14 protein-coding genes are annotated in these 14026 nt (G+C 66.7%); 9 read left to right on the forward strand and 5 right to left on the reverse strand.

The window, feature by feature from the left end:
- Positions 1–2 precede the first annotated feature (2 nt).
- The 3 genes from AC50YA_RS05000 to AC50YA_RS05010 all read right to left on the reverse strand — a co-directional run bounded on the left by AC50YA_RS05000 (position 3) and on the right by AC50YA_RS05010 (position 2286).
- On the reverse strand, positions 3–1013 hold the full coding sequence (locus AC50YA_RS05000) for a 1-phosphofructokinase family hexose kinase (RefSeq protein ID WP_494981246.1): 1011 nt from the start codon (positions 1011–1013) through the stop codon (positions 3–5).
- Positions 1010–1813, reverse strand: coding sequence for a DeoR/GlpR family DNA-binding transcription regulator (locus tag AC50YA_RS05005; protein ID WP_494981247.1), 804 nt, complete (start codon positions 1811–1813; stop codon positions 1010–1012). Before AC50YA_RS05005 ends, AC50YA_RS05000 begins: the two co-directional genes overlap by 4 nt.
- Before the next feature lie 215 nt (positions 1814–2028).
- Entirely contained in the window at positions 2029–2286 is a 258-nt protein-coding gene (locus tag AC50YA_RS05010) for a DUF6458 family protein (protein ID WP_494981248.1), read from the reverse strand.
- 160 nt (positions 2287–2446) lie between these two features.
- Here AC50YA_RS05010 and AC50YA_RS05015 point away from each other — a divergent pair, with 160 nt between their 5' ends.
- From AC50YA_RS05015 to AC50YA_RS05025, 3 genes are all read left to right on the forward strand, one after another.
- On the forward strand, positions 2447–3064 hold the full coding sequence (locus AC50YA_RS05015; RefSeq protein WP_494981249.1) for an alpha/beta hydrolase: 618 nt from the start codon (positions 2447–2449) through the stop codon (positions 3062–3064).
- Positions 3065–3609: 545 nt separating this feature from the next.
- Positions 3610–4413: an HAD family hydrolase gene (locus AC50YA_RS05020; protein ID WP_494981250.1), complete on the forward strand. Its 804-nt coding sequence runs from the start codon at positions 3610–3612 to the stop codon at positions 4411–4413.
- 73 nt (positions 4414–4486) lie between these two features.
- Positions 4487–6820: a glycoside hydrolase family 65 protein gene (locus AC50YA_RS05025; RefSeq protein WP_494981251.1), complete on the forward strand. Its 2334-nt coding sequence runs from the start codon at positions 4487–4489 to the stop codon at positions 6818–6820.
- Between the two features lie 80 nt (positions 6821–6900).
- Here the strand turns inward: AC50YA_RS05025 and AC50YA_RS05030 are convergent, their stop codons facing one another.
- On the reverse strand, positions 6901–8256 hold the full coding sequence (locus tag AC50YA_RS05030) for an MFS transporter (RefSeq protein WP_494981252.1): 1356 nt from the start codon (positions 8254–8256) through the stop codon (positions 6901–6903).
- A 154-nt stretch (positions 8257–8410) separates the two neighbouring features.
- On the opposite strand from AC50YA_RS05030, the gene AC50YA_RS05035 reads away from it, so the two are divergent.
- Together AC50YA_RS05035 and AC50YA_RS05040 are read left to right on the forward strand one after the other, a co-directional pair.
- Entirely contained in the window at positions 8411–9214 is an 804-nt protein-coding gene (locus AC50YA_RS05035; protein WP_494981253.1) for a hypothetical protein, read from the forward strand.
- Positions 9204–9953 carry a LamB/YcsF family protein gene (locus AC50YA_RS05040; RefSeq protein ID WP_494981254.1) on the forward strand — a complete coding sequence of 250 codons (750 nt, stop codon included), beginning with the start codon at positions 9204–9206 and terminating at the stop codon, positions 9951–9953. Before AC50YA_RS05035 ends, AC50YA_RS05040 begins: the two co-directional genes overlap by 11 nt.
- A 33-nt stretch (positions 9954–9986) precedes the next feature.
- Here the strand turns inward: AC50YA_RS05040 and AC50YA_RS05045 are convergent, their stop codons facing one another.
- Positions 9987–11336 (reverse strand): DUF445 domain-containing protein, encoded by a 1350-nt coding sequence (locus AC50YA_RS05045; protein ID WP_494981255.1) that lies wholly within the window; start codon positions 11334–11336, stop codon positions 9987–9989.
- A 50-nt stretch (positions 11337–11386) separates the two neighbouring features.
- Here AC50YA_RS05045 and AC50YA_RS05050 point away from each other — a divergent pair, with 50 nt between their 5' ends.
- The 4 genes from AC50YA_RS05050 (at position 11387) to AC50YA_RS05065 (ending at position 13929) form a co-directional block, all read left to right on the forward strand.
- Positions 11387–12295 (forward strand): glycerophosphodiester phosphodiesterase, encoded by a 909-nt coding sequence (locus AC50YA_RS05050; protein WP_494981256.1) that lies wholly within the window; start codon positions 11387–11389, stop codon positions 12293–12295.
- A gap of 61 nt (positions 12296–12356) precedes the next feature.
- A complete protein-coding gene (locus tag AC50YA_RS05055) occupies positions 12357–12845 on the forward strand; it encodes a DoxX family protein (protein ID WP_494981257.1) in 489 nt (162 codons plus the stop codon).
- Entirely contained in the window at positions 12842–13621 is a 780-nt protein-coding gene (locus AC50YA_RS05060; RefSeq protein WP_494981258.1) for an AzlC family ABC transporter permease, read from the forward strand. Before AC50YA_RS05055 ends, AC50YA_RS05060 begins: the two co-directional genes overlap by 4 nt.
- Positions 13618–13929 carry an AzlD domain-containing protein gene (locus AC50YA_RS05065; RefSeq protein ID WP_494981259.1) on the forward strand — a complete coding sequence of 104 codons (312 nt, stop codon included), beginning with the start codon at positions 13618–13620 and terminating at the stop codon, positions 13927–13929. Before AC50YA_RS05060 ends, AC50YA_RS05065 begins: the two co-directional genes overlap by 4 nt.
- Positions 13930–14026: the final 97 nt, after the last annotated feature.

Genomic DNA, 14026 nt, shown 5'->3' on the forward strand with positions numbered 1-14026 from the left:
TGTCAATCCTTTCGAAGGGCCGTGATGGTTACGGCATCCGGGGTGGTTTGGTGGACTGCCGGGACAGTGGAACCCGGCAGGGAGGCGGCGGCGGCACCGTGTGCCACTGCCTGACGGAGGCAATCGGCCGGGGCGGCGCCCTGGCCGTGGGCGAGCAGATAGCCAGCCAGCGATGAATCGCCCGCGCCGACAGTACTGACCGCGGCGACCGGAGGATGCGTGGCCAGCCACGCGCCGTCGGCCGTTACCAGGACAGCTCCCTTGGATCCGAGAGTTGCCAGCACAGCACCCACACCGGAACGTACGACGGCGGCGGCGGCCGCTGCGGCGGCCTCCGGATCCGCTTCGAGTTCGTCCGCGGTGGACGCCGTGGCGAATCCGGCTGCAGCAGCCAGTTCCGCCAGTTCCTCGGCGTTGGGTTTGAGGAGGTCCGGTTTCCCGGACACGCCGGCCTGTGAAGTGCCATCCGGCGAGGGGCCGGAGACGGCGGCGACGAGCGGGCCGCCGGACGAGTCGACGGCGACGAGCGGTGTGCCGTCACCCGCTGCAGTCCGCAACCGCCGGGTGACCGTGGCGTAGAAGTCGTCCGGGAAGCCGGGCGGCAGGGAACCGGCCAGGACCACCCAGCTGGCGCCGCGGGCGCGTTCCAGCAGCAGGCCGATCAGGGCTTCCTGCTGGTCTGCATCCATGATGGGTCCGGGCTCGTTGATCTTGGTGGTCACGCCGCCCGGCTCGGTGAGTGCCACGTTGGTGCGAAGCGGCTCGTCGATGGGAAGGGCGGCGAACGGCACGCCATCGTGGAGCAGCCCGGCGAGGACGGGATCACTCTCGGCGCCCGGAAGCACTGCGATTGTGTCCAGGCCGGAGGCGACCAGGGCGCGGGAGACGTTGACGCCCTTGCCGCCGGATTCCTGGCTGACCGAGACCGCGCGCTGGACTTCGCCGCGTTCCAGGGGTCCGGGCAGGGCCACCGTGCGGTCCAGGCTGGGGTTGGCCGTGAAGGTGACGATCATGCGATCACCACGTCAACGCCGGCCTCGGTCAGGGCTGCCGCCAGTTCGGGGCCGGGCTCGCTGTCTGTGATCAAGGTGTCCAGATCTTTCAGGGAGGCGAACTGGACCAGGGTTTCTGCGTCCAGCTTGGAGGAATCGGCCAGCACCACGATGCGGCGCGCCGAATGGACGAAGGCTGCCTTCACGGCGGCTTCTTCAGGATCGGGAGTGCTGAGGCCAAAGCTGGGGTGGATGCCATTGGTGCCGATGAAGGCAATGTCCGGGCGCATCCGCTGCGCCGCCTCCACGGTTGACTGCCCCACCGCGGCCTGGGTGAGACCCCGCACCCGGCCGCCCAGGATCTGGAGGGCGATACCGGGAGCGGTGGACAGCTTCGCTGCAATGGGCACGGCGTGGGTGATGACCACGAGTTCGGCGCCGGGTTCGGTAGCGGAAGGTACGACGGCGGCGCGTCGGGAGAGGAGGTCGGCCAACGCTTCGGTGGTGGAACCGGCGTCGAGCAGGATGCTGCCGGACGTTGCCTGGGGGATCAGGGCCAGGGCCGCCTGGGCGATGCGCACCTTCTGATCCGGGCGCTGGATGGTCCGTTCGTTGATGCTTTCCTCGGTGGTGCTGAAGCGGTCGGCGGCAACTGCTCCGCCGTGGACACGGCGCACGGTGCCGGTGTTTTCAAGGGTGGCGAGGTCGCGGCGCACGGTTTCGGTGGTGATGCGGAAGCGCTCCGCCAGCATGGTCACGCTGACCCGGCCGGTGCCGGCGACTAGCTCGGCAATCTTCTGCTGGCGCTCCTCGGCGAACACGTACCCTCCATTGCGTAAAGTGCTGGATCGCCAGTGCCCTGTTGTCCAGTGACTGGCATCACATGATGTTGAATTACTTGACTTTATCTGTGTCTATGTTGGTTTGTCAACGAAAGCCACAAAAACACAGAAAACTGGGCCGGGTCTCCACGCGGAAACGGAAAAGCCGGGCCGGACCGTGGTGGTCCGGCCCGGCGTCCGGGTGGTTTTGGAGCCTAGATGCCGCCGTCGCGGCTTTCGTTGCGGGTGATGCGCTCGCCGGTGTTGGGATCAACCACCGAACGGGTTTCGCTGACCCGGCGGCTGCGGCCCGGTGAGGCCAGGATGAGGGAGGCGATCAGCCCGATCACGCCAACGGCGATCAGGATGTAGCCGACCATGACCTGGTCTATGAACGGGATCAGTCCGGGGGCGACGGCCCAGGCCAGGATGGCACCGAGTGCAATAAGGAAGATGGAGGAACCGATTCTCATGACTTGCTCCTTGTTGTTCGAGTACGTGTGGTGCCGAACTTGATAAGCATGCTGTCGTACGCTCACGCTACAGCCCTGCCGGGTGCGATTCAATGATTGGCCGGGCCCTGGGGTGAGCGTCGCGCCTGCTCAGTGGCCCGGCGCTGGCTAGGCTGATCCGATGGAGACAGTTGTTTGGTCCAAGCCGGAGGCTGAACGGGACGGCACGCCGCTGCTGGTCATGATGCATGGTTACGGCACCGATGAGTCGCGGATGGTGCGATTGTTCGAATACCTGCCGGCGGAGTTCACGTGTGTCGCGCTGCGGGCCCCCATGGTGATCGGCGACCACTACGGCTGGTTCCTGCTGGACTACTTCCTGGCCAATGATTTCGCGGATGTCATCACCGCCACCAACACCGTCCAGACGTGGATCAACTCAGTCAGGGGCCAGCACAGCAGCGTGAGTCTGTTGGGCTATTCCCAGGGAATGGCCATGGCCAGCACGCTGCTGCGGCTCCATCCCGCGGATTACAAGGCAACGGTGGGCCTCTCTGGTTTTGTGTTGGAAAACGAACTGCTGTCGCTGACCGAATCCTTCACGGCCCCGCCGCCCTTCTTCTGGGGACGGGACAAAGCGGACCTGGTGATCAATGAGGACGCCACGGCCTACACCGGGCAATGGCTGAACGAAAACACCCGGCTGACCGCCAGGACGTATCCCGGCATGGGTCACGCCATGAGCAAGACGGAGATGGTGGACGTCAGTGCCTTCCTGCGCCACTACGTCCTCAGCTGAACTGCAGGCACGGCTCAACTGCAGGCACGGCTCAACGGCGTGCACGGTTCACGGCGGGCCCGGCTGACTTCTGTGCCCGGCACGGCGCGTGCCCAAGAATGGCAACGGAGAAAAAACAGTTGCGCGCCAAATTTGTAAGCGCTTACACTCGTCGTTGGCCCACTCCTGCGGGCCGCTGAAACCATCGGAAAGGGAAGTCGGACACATGCCACGTCCCAGGCCTCCTGCCCGCCTTGCGCCGCCGGCGCTGCTCCGCCAGGTTGTCAGGCCGTGCCAAGGCGCCCATGATGGTAGAAGACGTTTAACAGCAGCCCACCGGTCCGCCGTGGTTTTCATCCTGGCCCATAGCCGCCCCTGCTGACGGCGGCATTGTGGCCGCCCTCCCCGCTCCTGTTCGGACCCCTCCGTGCTGCCCACCGATTTTCTGCCTGCTCTGCATCTGCTTAGTTACGTTCCGCCCAACGATCCTGCCCGTGTAGTACCGCCCACTGACATCCCGCCCGCGGCAGCCCGCTTGTTGCCCGCCGTCTGAAAGGACACCGCGCATGACTGACGTTCTGAAAACCCGAAGCACCAGCTGGACCACGGCCTCCGCCATCCTGTTCGACCTCGACGGTGTGCTGACCCCCACGGCCACCGTCCATGAGCAGGCGTGGAAGGAACTCTTCGAGGGCTTCCTGGCGTCCCGTCCGGATGTGCCCGGCTACCGCGAGGACGACTACTTCGATCACATCGACGGCAAGCCCAGGTTCGACGGCGTCCGGGACTTCCTCGCGTCCCGCGGCATCGTGCTCCCCGAAGGCGCGCCAAGTGACGGCACCACCGGTCAAGGTTCCACCGAGGACGCCGGGCAGGACGCCACCCGGCAGGACGCCACCCGGCAGGACGCAGGCAACGCCACCGTCCAGGGACTGGGCAACCGCAAGAACAAGGTCTTCAACGACATCGTCAGCGCCGGCGTCGAGCCGTTTGAAGGCTCGGTGCGCTTCCTGGAAGCCGCCGTGGACCGCGGACTCAAGGTCGCCGTCGTCTCCTCGTCGCGGAACGCACCGGCTGTCCTGAAGGCCGCCGGCCTGAACGGGCACTTCGAAATAGTGGTGGACGGCGTGGTTGCCGCCGCCGAAGGCCTGCCCGGCAAACCGAGTCCGGCCACGTACCAGTACGCCGCGGAACTGCTGGGACTGCCTAGCGAAGAATGCGTGGTGGTGGAAGACGCCGTCTCGGGCGTCCGGGCCGGACACGCGGGGCAGTTCCACTCGGTGATCGGCGTGGACCGCGGCGCCGGCCGGCAGACCCTGCTCGACGCCGGGGCCACGAGTGTGGTCAACGACCTCAACGAACTGCTCTAACGCCAATCGCCGCCTGACGCTCCCCGGCCGAAGCACCTCCCCGCCCCGCACAACGCCAAAGGATCCCAACACCATGGCTCTTATCACCGCGGACCGTGAACGGTTCCCCAACACCCCCTGGCAGCTTGTGGAAACACGCCACCAGCCGGGCAGCGCTGGCACGCTGGAAACGCTCTTTGCCCTGGGCAACGGGCACCTGGGTATCCGTGGCGCCCACTGGGCGGCCGCGGATGCCGACCTGCCGGGCAGCTTCATCAACGGCCTGCACGAGATCTGGGACATCAAGCATGCGGAGAACGCGTTTGGCTTCGCCCGGACCGGACAGCGGATCATCTACATCCCGGATGCGAACAACTTCACGGTGATCATCGACGGCGAGAGCCTCACCCTCGCCGAATCGGCCGTCCTGGACTACCGCCGCTCCGTTGACTTCGCCACCGGCATCTACGAATGCCGCATCACCTGGCTGTGCCGGTCCGGCGCCACGGTGACCACCACCGAACGCCGCGCCGTGGGCTTCGCATCGCGCGGCAGCCTGGGCATCTCGCTGGAAGTAGCTTCGGACCGCGAGGTCTCCGCCGACGTGACGTCGTCCGTCATCAACCGCCAGGACCAGCCTGTGGAGGACCACTCGGCGCACGACCCGCGCCGGGCAGGCCGGCACGCAGGCCGGGTCCTGCTGCCGGTAAGGACCGACGGCGGCGACGGCTCGCTCCGTCTCTCCTGGGAAGCGGCGGAATCCGGGCAGCGCGTGGGAATCGCCGTGGACCACTGGACCTCGGCCGGCCACCAGCCTTTCGAGACCGTGGCGGGCGAGGATGACAGCAGCGTCCGATATGTCCTGGCAGTCGGTGCCCAGGAGCCGTTCCGGCTGGAAAAGAGCGTCAGCTATGCCGCCGGCCGCGGCGTCCAGGACTCGGAACGGGACGCGGCGGAGGCCGCCGAAGCCGGGCTCCGGTCTGTGGAGGACATCTTCGCCGAGAGCCGCGAGCACTACCGGGCTTACTGGGCCACTTCGGACATCGTGGTGGGCGGCCAGCCCGAGCTCCAGCAGGCCATCCGCTGGAACCTGTTCCAGCTGGCCCAGGCCACTGCGCGGGCCGACATCGCCGGCATCCCCGCGAAGGGCGTCACGGGATCAGGCTATGAGGGGCATTACTTCTGGGACCAGGAGGTGTACCTCCTGCCCTACCTCACCTATACGAACCCCGACGGCGCCCGCCAGGTCCTGGAGTTCCGGCACGACATGCTGCCGGCAGCCAAGATCCGGGCCAAGGAGCTCAGCGTGGACGGCGCACTGTTCCCGTGGCGCACCATCAACGGCCTTGAAGCCAGCGCCTATTACGCCGCCGGCACGGCGCAGTTCCACATCGCAGCCGCCATCGCCTTTGCCACCAACCGCTACCTGTGGGCCAGCGGCGACGAAACCTTCCGCGAGGGCATGGGCGCAGAACTCCTGATCGAAACCGCGCGCATGTGGGGCGCCCTGGGCTTCTTCGGCAAGGACGGGCTCTTCCACATCCACGGCGTCACCGGTCCTGACGAATACACGGCCGTTGTCAACGACAACCTGTACACCAACGTGATGGCCCGCTTTAACCTGCGCGCCGCCGCGGCGCTGGACCACCCGGAGATCGACGACGCCGAACGCGAGCTGTGGGAGCAGGCCGCCAACCGCATCCACCTGCCCTTCGACGAAGACCTGCAGGTCTACTCGCAGGACAACGACTTCATGACCCTGGAATCGTGGGACTGGACCACTCCGCGGTCCAAGTACCCGCTGCTGCTGAACTTCCACCCGCTGGTGATCTACCGGCACCAGGTACTGAAGCAGGCAGACACGGTGCTGGCCATGTTCCTGCAGTGGCAGGATTTCTCCGCCGATGAGAAGCGCCGAGCGTTCGATTTCTACGACCCCATCACCACCGGCGATTCCACCCTCTCGGCCTGCGTGCAGGGAATCATGGCTGCCGAGGTGGGACACCCCGAAGCTGCCCTGGAGCACTTCACGAACGCCGTTTTAATCGACCTGGACGACACCCACGGGAACACGATCGACGGCGTGCACATCGCCTCCGCCGGGGGAGTCTGGAGCTCGCTGGTCTCGGGCTTTGCCGGGCTCCGGGACCAGGGCCACCTGCCGTTCTTCGATCCGCGGCTTCCGGCCGAGTGGGAGGCGCTGACCTTCCACCTGAAGATCCAGGGCCGGCTCCTGCTGGTGGAGCTCGACGCCGGTGCACTCACGCTCAGCGTCAGCAGCGGCGGACCGCTCGACGTGGATGTTCGCGGCCAGGTGCACAGCATTGGTGAAGAAGCGGTCCGGGTCGCCCTGGATCCCTTTGAGGTTCCGGAACGTACTGTCTTCCCCAGCGGGCCCCCGACGGCGAGCCTCCCCATTGTGAGGTGAGGCGCCTGCGCCTGAGGCGATTGCGCGCCTCAGGTGGTTGCCCGCCTGAGGTGATTGCGCGCCTCCGGTGCAGGGGCGCGTCAGTCTACTGCCGCCGTCGTGCGTTCCACTTCTGCTGGCCTGTCCAGCGGGTGGGCCAGTTCGTCGGCGGGCATCCGGGCGGCGATCATGGCGATCACCGCCAGGACGGGACAGACGCCCCCGGCGAAAAGGAAGATCGCCCAGATGGGGAACACCTCGGCTGCCGGTCCCGCCAGTGCCATGGAGACCGGCATCAGCGCGAGGGACACAAAGAAGTCGAGGCTGGAGACGCGTCCCAGCAGGTGGCTGGGCACGCGTCGTTGCAGCAGCGTGCCCCAGATGACCATGCCCACGCTGCCGGTGGCTCCGAAGACGAACATCGCGGCGGCCAAGGTCCAGAAGCTGTCCAGAATGCCGACGGCGGCCAGTGGCAGGCTGCCCGCGCCCCAGGACACCATCATGACCGTGAGGTAGCGGCGCGGCAGTTTCAGCGACGCGGTCACCAGCGAGCCAGCGGCCCCGCCCACGCCTATAACGGCAAGCAGGAAGCCGAACATGCGCGAGTCTCCGCCGAGCTGGTCGCGGACCACGAATGGCATCAGCACTTCGATGGGGCCAATCAGGAACAGCACCGAAACGCAGGCCCACAGCAGCGTCCACAGCAGCCACGGCGTGCGGATGGTGTAGCTGACGCCCTCGCGGAGGTCATGGAAAAAGGACGTTTTCGAGGCGCCTGTTGTGTACGCGTCGGCGTCGGCCCCGGCGCTCCCGCGTTCGGCCCCGACGTGAGCCCCGCCGTCGGCCCCGTTCGCTGGCGCCTCGAGGGCATGGCGCCCCAGGAAGTTCAGGACAATGAACGCCAGCAGGTGGCAGGTGGCCACCCCGGTCACGGCGTGCGACGGCGAAAGCGCCGCCACCACCACGCCCGCGACGGCCGGTCCGGCCGCCTGTTGGAGGATGGGGCGCATGGTCCCCTCCATGCCGTTCGCAGCCAGCAGGTCTTCGGGCGGCAGAATCCGCGGCAGGATCGCGGAGTACGCGGGGAAAAAGAACGCGGCGCCCACGCCCAGGACGAAGCTGCCTACGGCGAGGTGCCACAGCTGCAGCCACCCTGCCATGGCCAGCCCGCTGATCGCCGCGATAACGGCGAGGTTGGCACCTTCGACGGCAATGATGAGGAGCCGCTGCGGTACTCGGTCAGCGGCGATCCCGCCCGCGAGGACAAAGGCCACCAGGCCGATGCTGCCGGCAGTGGCCACCAGGGACAGTTCCAGCGGGCCGCCGCCGAGGTGGATCACCTGGTAGACCATGGCGACAGCCCACATTCCAGATCCGAAGATGGAGATGGCCAGCGCCGCGATGAGGACCCGGTACTCGCGGTGCGCAAAGGGTCGCAGGGCTTGGAGTGTGGGCATAGGGCAAGTCTAGGCTCGGCCGGTTTTTGGCGGAACTGAAGAGGCGTGGTTCGGTTGGGGCCGGGACCGCTTAGTCTTAAGCACCCTTAGTGTTAAGGCAGGGCCGCAGCCAAAACTGCCGGCAGCCACGAGCAGTACCGAAGCAGAGGTGACCATGGCCAAGCGCAGCAATCCCGCAGTACGTATCGCACAGGAGACCGCCCACAACGCGGTGTTCGACGCGGACGGCAAACCGAAACCCGGAGTCCACAACATGCTCCTCCGGGCAGTGGAAATCCAGCGGCCGTTGGTGCTTGCCTACGTCCGGCGGCTGCAACGCAAACACCCGCGCGCCAGCGCCGCCAGGCTCGCGGAGATCCTCGAACGCGACTACCTTCGGGCGGTGACCGGCGGCGGTGCGATTGTCGGGGCAACTGCCGTTGTACCCGGCGTCGGAACTGTGGCCTCCCTGGGACTCTCCGCCGCGGCTACCGTTGGCTTCCTCGAAGCCACGGCACTTTATGCCACCTCGCTGGCGGAACTCCACGGCATCCGGCTGACCAACCCGGAAAAGGCCAGCACCATGGTCATGGCCATTATGCTCGGCGAAGAAGGCACTGCCCTGCTGGGAACCCTGAGCGGCCAGGCCATGGGCAAGGGAGCCAGCACCACCCAGGCGTGGGGCAACGTGCTGACCAAGTCCATGCCATCGGGCTTCGGTGCCATTCGGAACAAGATCCAGAAGGCCTTCCTCAAGAACCTGCTCAAACGCCAAGGCACTGCGCTGCTTGGCCGTGCGCTTCCGTTCGGCATCGGCGCGGTGGTGGGCGGTGCCGGTAACCTCATAATGGGCCGCGCCGTGGTGTCGACCGCCAAGGAAGCTTTCGGCCCCATGCCGGACACTATCCCGGGGGAGCTCAAAGCCGTGGCGGCGGAACCGGACAAACTTACTCTGGAAGGCAACAACCTTGGATCTTAACGCTGACCTCGGCGAATCGTTCGGCTCGTGGAACATGGGGGACGACGCAGCGATGTTCCGGCTGGTGACCAGCGCGAACGTGGCCTGCGGCTTCCACGCAGGGGACCCCATCACCATGCTGGACAGCTGCCGCGCCGCCTTCGAGCTTGATGTGACCGTGGGTGCGCACGTGGGGTACCGGGACCTGGCTGGTTTCGGCCGCCGGTCGCTGGACATGTCCTTCGACGAGCTGTTCGGCGACGTCCTCTACCAACTGGGCGCGCTCGACGGCGTGGCGCACGCCGTGGGTGCCTCCGTTGACTACGTCAAGCCGCATGGAGCCCTTTACAACCGCCTGGTTCACGACGCCGAGCAGGCGTCCGCCGTGGTTGCCGCCATCCAGGCTTATGACCCCGGCCTGCCGATCCTCGGACTGCCGGGTTCGCAGCTGCTGATCCAGGCCAAGGAAGCCGGCCACCCGGTGTTTGTTGAGGCCTTTGTGGACCGCGCTTACCAGGCGGACGGGACCCTGGTGCCGCGCTCCCAGGAGGGTGCGGTCCTGCACGACGTCGACTCGATCGTTGAGCGCGCCGTGCGGCTCGCGACGAAGGGCGAAGTTGTGGCCGTGGACGGAACGGTGGTTCAGGTCAGGCCCGATTCCCTGTGCATCCATGGCGATACCCCTGGGGCCGTGGAGATGGCCGCCGGTGTTCGTGCCGGACTCGAAGCGGCCGGCGTAGAGCTGGAATCATTCGCGTAGTCCTGTCTACTGCGTTGCTTTGGAATGGCGCGGCTAACCGAAGACCAGGTGCGCCGCACTGAAGATGACCAGCCCGGCCAGCGAGCCCACCACAGTGCCGTTGATACGGATGAACTGCAGGTCCCTGCCCACCTGGAGTTCGATCTTCTGCGACGTTTCCTCGGCATCCCAGCGGGCCACGGTATCGGTGATCACGCCAGAGATGTCGGAGCGGTAGGTCCGCACCAGGTGGCCGGCGGCGTCGCCGATCCAGGCGTTGACCTTGCCGGCAAGTTCGGTGTCGTTGACCAGGCGTGAACCGAAGTCGCGTACGGCTGCCTTGAACCGCACCGTCAGTTCGCTATCCGGATCGTCCACCGCAGACAGCAGGGCGCCCTTTACGGTTCCCCAGGTGCGGGAGGCCAATTCGCGGACCTCGGGGTCTCCCAGAACCTGTGCCTTGATGTCCTCGGCCCTGGCGATCATCGCGGGATCGTGCTGAAGGTCCTGCGCGAGGTCGTTCAGGTACTTGTCGATCTGCTGCCGCACCTGGTGGTTCGGGTCGGACTGCACGGCGCGCGCGAACTTGAGGATCTCCACGTAAACCTTGTCGCCCACCAGCCCGTCCACGAACTGCGGGACCCAGGTGGGGGAGCGGTCCGAGACCAGCCGGCTGACGGTTTCGTGGTTGTCGTCCACCCAGTCCGCGGCGCGGTCCACCAGCAGGTCCACCAGTTTGTGGTGGTGCCCGTCGGCAAAAATCCGTTCCGCCATCCTGCCCACCGGCGGTCCCCACGGCGGAGCCAGCAGGTGCTTACGCACCATTCCCTCGATGACCGCCTGGACGTCGTCGTCGTTCAAAACCTTGAACGCACCGCGGATGACGGCGGCACCCTCCTTCGCCACACGCTCGGCGCCACCCGGCCCGGCGAGCCACTGGCCGGCCTTCCGGGCGACGTTCACACTGGCCAGCTTATCCTGGACCACCTGCTCGGACAGGAAGTTGGTCTCCACAAACTCACCCAGCGACGCCCCGATCTGGTCCTTGCGGCGCGGGATAATGGCGGTGTGCGGGATCTTGATGCCCATGGGGTACTTGAACAGCGCGGTCACGGCGAACCAGTCGGCCAGTGCGCCCACCATGCCGCCCTCGGCTGCTGCGCGGACGTACTGCAGCCACGGATACTCCTTCTGCAGCGCGAACGCGAACACAAAAATGACCGCCATGGCAATGAGTAGTCCCAGCGCCACAAGCTTCATTTTCCGCAGCGCTGCCGCCTTTTCGGCATCCCCTGCGCTGAGCTGATGATCGACGACGGCGGCCCTCGCCTTCGGGGACAGCGGCGCGGGACCTGCGGGCCCGGGCGGGGACTGGCGGGTAGTTGGCTCAGAGTTCACCTGCATGTGCCCAGCCTAGCCCCGCGCCGCCGGGCCGCGTCCGCTAGCGTGTCCTCATGACATTCGAGGAGTCCGTGCCGGAACGGCCACTGGTTTTTGCCCACCGGGGCGCCAGCGCGGCATTTGCCGAGCACACGCGCGCCGCTTACCTGCAGGCGGTAGCCGACGGCGCGGACGGGGTGGAGTGCGATGTCCACCTCACCCGGGACCAGCACGCCGTGCTGCTGCATGACGCCAACCTCGACCGGACTTCGGACGGGACCGGGCCCGTTGCGGACCGAACGCTGGCAGAGCTGCGGCTGCTGGATTTTTCGTCCTGGAAAGGCGCCAGGATCCCGGAGAAATACGGCGCCCGGTCTAAGCAGTTCCTCACCTTGCCGGAACTCCTGGACATACTGCGCGGCGCTGGCCGGCCGATCGGACTGGCAATCGAGCTCAAGCATCCCAGCCCCTACCAGCTGAAACTGGAAGACCGTGTGCTGGACGTGCTCCGGGGCGAAGGCTGGGACGCCGGCACGTCAACGGTGGACAACGTCCGGGTGACGTTCATGAGCTTCAGCCCGGATTCGGTGAAGCATCTGCTCCGGAGCGTTCCGGCCGAATTCATCTGCCAGTTGGTGGACGACATCGACGTCGACGAACTCCGCGACGAACTGAGCCTGGGCCCCTTGGCTGGCGGCGCACTCGCCAACGTGATGAAGGCCGCGCAGCTGGAAGGCGAACGCATCCTGGACGAGTGCGAGGTGGGACTCGCGGGGCCGGGAATCATGTACGTCCGCGAGCACGCCCGGACCGTGCAGCGCTGGCTGGAATCCGGCCGCCGCTTCCGCGTGTGGACCGTGGATTCGGAGCGGGATGTGGCGCTCTGCCAGGGGCTGGGGATCCACGAGATCACCACGAACAAACCTGCCAGTGTGCTGGCGCAGCTTCAGCCGAGCGGGCAACAGGTCCAGCTGCCGTCCTGAGCCGCTTCCGGTCGGGGGCTGGTGTTTAGCCCCCGGGGCGGTGCTGTGATTGAGTGGACCCATGCCTTTTCGCTGGTCCGCCCGGGCCACCCAGACAGTCTCCGCGGCGGCCATGAGCGCGCTGCTGATGACCAGCGCCATGAAGCACTTCCGCGAGCCACGGTTCTTCGAACAGGTGGTCCCTGACTATCTTTGCCGCGAGGCGCCAAGTGCCGGCGACGAGTCGCCGGAGGGGCGCGAAGTACCAACGCCCGACGGCGGCAAGCGGCCCCTGGCGGTGATGTCACGGGAGGAATGGATTGCGGTGAGCGGACTGCTGGAGGCGGGTGCCGCCGTCGGCCTCCTGATCCCGGTGACAAGGCGGGCAACTGCCACGGCCGTGACGGCAATGTTCGCGGTATTCCTGGCCGGTCACGTGGACGCACTGCGCCGCGCCTACGGCCCCACGGGCTCCCCGACGCAGCGCAAGGTGCACACCGTCCGGTTGCCGCTTCAGCTGCCGCTGATCCTGTGGGCCTGGAGCCTGCGGAAACCGGGACGACGGCGGTGAAGCTGCTCCAGTCCCCGGCCGTGCGCGTGGGCCTATCCATCAGCATCGCCACCGGCCTCTACGGAGTGTCCTTCGGAGCGCTGTCCGTCACCTCAGGACTCGATTTCTGGCAGACTATGGCGCTCAGCCTGCTGCTCTTCAGCGGCGGTTCCCAGTTCGCGTTCATCGGTGTGGTGTCGGGCGGAGGCTCCGGAATTGCGGCCATGAGTGCAGCCACGCTGTTGGGCATGCGGAACGGCATCTACGGCATGCAGCTCAACGCCCTCCTGCATCCGACGGGCTGGCGGCGGTATGTTGCCGCGCAGGTCACCATTGACGAGTCGACCGCTACGAGCAGCGGGCAGACTGATCCCGATGAGCAACGCCGTGGCTTCTGGACGGCCGGCATTGGCATCTACGTACTCTGGAACCTGTTCACCGCAGTGGGGGCCCTCGCAGGAAGCGGACTGGGCGATCCGAAACAGTGGGGCCTGGACGGTGCCGCCGTGGCCGCATTCCTTGCTCTGCTGTGGCCGCGGCTCAAGGGCCGGGAACCGGTGGCGATTGCCGTCGTGTGCGCGCTGGCCACGGCAGTAGCCGTCCCGTTCGTTCCCGCGGGCGTGCCCATCCTGATTGCCGCCGTCGTAGCTGCGCTGATCGGCTGGTTCAGCCACGGACGCAGTGACGAAGGCCTGGAACCTGACGTGGATCCCTACGACCGGCACCACGGGCGCCGGGACACGCATTCTGACACGTATCAGGACGGCCACGGGCAGGCAGGGCAGGCGGGCACATGAATCTCTGGTTCTGGTTGTTGCTGGCGTGCGTCCTTGCGTACGCGTGGAAGCTAGTGGGCTATTTCGTCCCGGCAAAGCTGCTGAAGGACCCCCGGATGTCGCGTATTGCCGGCACCATGACCATCGGACTGCTGGCGTCCCTGACCATCGTCAACACCGTGGCGTCCGGCCAGACCCTGGCCGCCGATGCGCGGCTGGGGGCCCTCGCCGCCGCCGCCGTCGCACTGGCTTTCCGGGCGCCCTTCCTTGTGGTGGTCGTGGTGGGCGCCGGTGCCGCAGCGCTGCTGCGGTTCATCGGATGGAACTGACGCCCATCATGTGAAACCGACACCAAACCACTGGTGGTGCGGTTCACATGCGCTGTAGCATTGGGCCTGGCTATGCAGTTGGCCGTGGACTCTCGTG

The organism is Pseudarthrobacter sp. RHLT3-21 (genome assembly GCF_059383495.1).